Here is a 3,578-nt window from a genome sequence, read left to right as displayed (position 1 = left end):
GTTCCGGCGACGGCATCGGGGCCCAGCACGGAAGCGTTGATCGAGTCGGTCTCTGCCGTGAAGCGCACACCGCCCGTCTGCACGGCTTCGTGCTTCCGGAGCTTGTCGGCCGTCCAGGCGGAACCCGTGAACGACACCGTGTCACCCAGCTGGAGGTGGTCGAAGATGCCCGGGAGCGAGCCGGAGACGAACTGCACCGACCCTTCGGGCAGCAGCCCCGATTCTTCGAGAATGCGCACCATATGCTCCGCAAGGTATCCGGTGGGAGTCGCGGGCTTGATGATGGACGGCATTCCCGCGATGAAGGCGGGCGCGAGCTTCTCCAGCGAACCCCAGACGGGGAAGTTGAACGCGTTGATCTGCAAGGCGACACCGGGCAGCGTCGTGAAGATATGCCGACCCAGGAATGATCCGTCCTTCGATAGCGGCTCGAGCGGGCCGTCGCACAGCACGGTGCTCTGCGGCATCTCCCGACGCCCCTTGGACGAGTAGCTGAACAGAACGCCGATGCCGCCGTCGATGTCGACCCAGGAGTCGGTCTTCGTCGCGCCGGTTCGCGCCGAGATCTCGTACAGCTCTCGCTTCCGCTCGTTCAGCGCGAGGGCCATCTGCTTGAGAATGATCGCACGCTGGTGGAACGTCAGCTTCGACAACGACGCCTGCCCGACCGTCCTCGCATGCTCGAGTGCCCCCGCGAGGTCGGCGCCCTCTGACGAAACGTTCGCAACGAGCTCGCCGGTCGAAGCATCGCGCACTTCCTGCGCTGCAGCGTCAGCGTTCGGTGTCCACCACGCCCCCTGAAGGTAGGACGGCAGAATCTTCGCGGCTGTTGTTGTCGTCATGAATCCGTTCCCCAATCGTAGAATCCCCTACCGGTTTTCCGGCCGAGTTCACCCCTCGCCACCATGTCCCGCAGCAGTTGCGGCGGTTCGAAGCGCGGGCCGAGTTCGCGAGCGAGCTCCTCGGCGATGCCGAGCCGGACATCCAGTCCGACGATGTCTGTCGTGCGAAGCGGGCCGGCGGGGTGCCGATAGCCGAGCTCCATCGCTGCGTCGATGTCTGCAGCACTGGCGACGCCTTCTTCGAGCATCCTGATCGCCTCGAGACCCAGCGCGACACCGAGCCGGCTGGATGCGAATCCGGGGGAGTCGGTCACGGTCACGGGCGTCTTGCCGACCTGCCGCACCCAGCCCTGAGCGATTTCGCGCAGCTGCGGCCTGGTCGCGGCACCGATGACGACTTCGACGAGCTTCGACGCCGGCACGGGGTTGAAGAAGTGGAGGCCGAGGAACCGCTCCGGCCGCTCGAGCGATTTCGCGAGCCGGTCGATCGAGATGGATGACGTATTCGTTGCGAGCGTCGCCGCAGGTGACATCGCCGCCTCCGCACGTTGCAGAGACTGCACTTTGAGGTCGGGCTCCTCGGGCACCGCTTCGATGACGAGACTGCACTCGGCGAATGCCGCGACGTCCGTGCCGACGTCGAGGCGTTCGTCTGTTCCTTCCGCGACGTCGGCGCCGCGATCGATGCTCTTCGCAACCGCGCCGCGGACACGTACGAGAGCGGCATCGGCAGCAGGCACGTCTCGTTCGACGACGACGACCTCCGAGCCCGTGATCAGAAACGCGTGTGCGATACCGGAGCCCATTCGGCCTCCGCCGAGTACGCCGACCCTGTTCATCGCTTCGCCTTCCGCTCGAGGAATGCCGTCATGCGCTGCCGTTTGTCTTCCGACTCGAACAGCACCGCTTGCTCCTCGAGGTCGATGGCGGGGTGCGCATCGCGCGGCGCCATGAACGCGCGCTTCGTGGCCTGTGTTGCGGCTGCGCTCAGTTTCGCGATGCGGTCGGCGAGCGAATGGGCACGCTGCAGTGCGGCCTCCGGTTCGTCCAGGTGGGTTATCAGGCCGGCGGCCAGGCACTCGTCAGCCTCCAGAATGCGGCCCGTTAACAGCACTTCCGCGGCGAGCGCCTCGCCCACGATCTCGCGCAGTCGCCAGGATGCTCCGGCACCCGCGAGGATGCCGAGGCCGGTCTCGGGATTCCCGAATTTCGTTGTCGGAGTACCGATGCGAATGTCGGCGGAGTAGGCGAGTTCGGCTCCGCCACCGAGCGCGAAACCGTCGACAACGGCGATAACGGGCATCGGGAGCTCGCGCACCCGCATGAACGCGCGGGTGTTGATGCCCTCGAGGGCTTCTTTCGCGCCGCGTTCGCGCAGCTGGGCGATGTCGGCGCCGGCGGCGAACGTACCTCCCGCACCGGTGAGGATGAGCGTCTTCGGATCGTCTTCGAGACGTTGGCAGAGCGCGTGCAGCGCATCGATCGTCGCCTGATCGATCGCGTTCTTCTTCTCCGGCCGGTTCAACGTTGCGACGACGCGGCTCTCGTGCTCTTCGACACGAATGACGTCGTTCATCACACCCGCTCCACGATCAGCGCCGCACCCTGGCCGACGCCGACGCACATGGTCGCCAGGCCGAGCCTCGCATCCTCGCGTTGCATTCTGCCGAGCAGCGTCACGACGAGTCTCGAACCGGAAGACCCGAGCGGATGCCCGAGTGCGATCGCGCCGCCGTCACGGTTCACGATCTCCTCATCGAGGCCGAGGCGTCGCATGCTTGCCAGTGACTGCGTCGCGAATGCTTCGTTCAGCTCAACGGCGCCGAGAGCGTCGATCGTCAGCCCTGTTCGCTGCAGGAGTTTCTCGGTCGCGGGCACTGGCCCGAGGCCCATGACTTCGGGTGCGAGCCCGGCTGCAGCACCTCCGACGATGCGCGCTCGTGGTGCCAGGTCGAACTGCTCGACGGCTCGCTCGCTCGCGACGAGAATCGCGGAGGCGCCGTCGTTTAGGCTGGAAGAGTTGCCCGCCGTCACGACGGAGCCCCCCGCGACGACGGGTCGCAGTTTCGCAAGGACTTCGGCGCTCGTGTCGGCGCGAGGTCCCTCGTCGACCGTGACCTCGCCGCTCTTCGTGCCGACCGCAACGGTTTCCTCGCTGAAGTGCCCCGCCTCTATCGCAGCGATCGCCCGCTGGTGACTGCGCAGTGCGAAGGCGTCGGCATCCTCGCGGGTGATGCCGTCGACGCGTGCGACCTCTTCCGCGGTCTCGGGCATCGAGAACGTCGCCTTGTCGCGTTCGAGGAATCTCGGGTTGACGAACCGCCACCCGATCGAGGTGTCGAACTTCTCACCCGGTTTCGCAAAAGCCCTCTCGGGTTTCGCCTCGACCCATGGCGCGCGGGTCATCGATTCGACACCGCCGGCGATGACGATGTCGGCGTCTCCTGCCCGCACGGCCTGCGACGCCATCTGGATCGCACTCATCCCGGATGCGCACAGTCGGTTCACGGTGATACCGGGGATGTCGTCGGGAAGCCCTGCCAAAAGGGTCGACATGCGAGCGACGTTGCGATTGTCCTCGCCAGCCTGATTTGCTCCTCCGAGGATCACTTCATCGATGCGGGCCGGGTCGATTCCCGTGCGAGCCACGAGTTCCGCGATCGTCAGGGCCGCCAGATCGTCGGGCCGGACGGACGCGAGAGCACCGCCGTAGCGCCCTACCGGCGTGCGAACGCC

At 66.3% G+C, this 3,578-nt stretch carries 4 protein-coding genes; all 4 read right to left on the bottom strand.

Annotation, left to right across the window (positions count from 1 at the left end):
* The coding region (locus tag Q0O95_RS13565) for an aldehyde dehydrogenase family protein (RefSeq protein ID WP_293699741.1) at positions 1-842 on the bottom strand (842 nt) is incomplete at its 3' end.
* On the bottom strand, positions 839-1,681 hold the full coding sequence (locus tag Q0O95_RS13560) for a 3-hydroxyacyl-CoA dehydrogenase family protein (RefSeq protein ID WP_293699738.1): 843 nt from the start codon (positions 1,679-1,681) through the stop codon (positions 839-841). The genes Q0O95_RS13560 and Q0O95_RS13565, both read right to left, overlap by 4 nt.
* A complete protein-coding gene (locus Q0O95_RS13555) occupies positions 1,678-2,418 on the bottom strand; it encodes an enoyl-CoA hydratase/isomerase family protein (RefSeq protein ID WP_293699736.1) in 741 nt (246 codons plus the stop codon). The genes Q0O95_RS13560 and Q0O95_RS13555 overlap by 4 nt, the downstream gene beginning before the upstream one ends.
* A partial coding sequence (locus Q0O95_RS13550) for an acetyl-CoA C-acyltransferase (protein ID WP_293699733.1) occupies positions 2,418-3,578 on the bottom strand: 1,161 nt, incomplete at its 5' end. The genes Q0O95_RS13555 and Q0O95_RS13550, both read right to left, overlap by 1 nt.

The sequence above is a fragment of the uncultured Agrococcus sp. genome (assembly GCF_945915485.1).
In the GTDB taxonomy this organism is placed as follows: domain Bacteria; phylum Actinomycetota; class Actinomycetes; order Actinomycetales; family Microbacteriaceae; genus Agrococcus.
The sequence above is the reverse complement of the archived record's forward strand: the minus strand, read 5'-3'. Positions and strand labels throughout refer to the sequence as shown.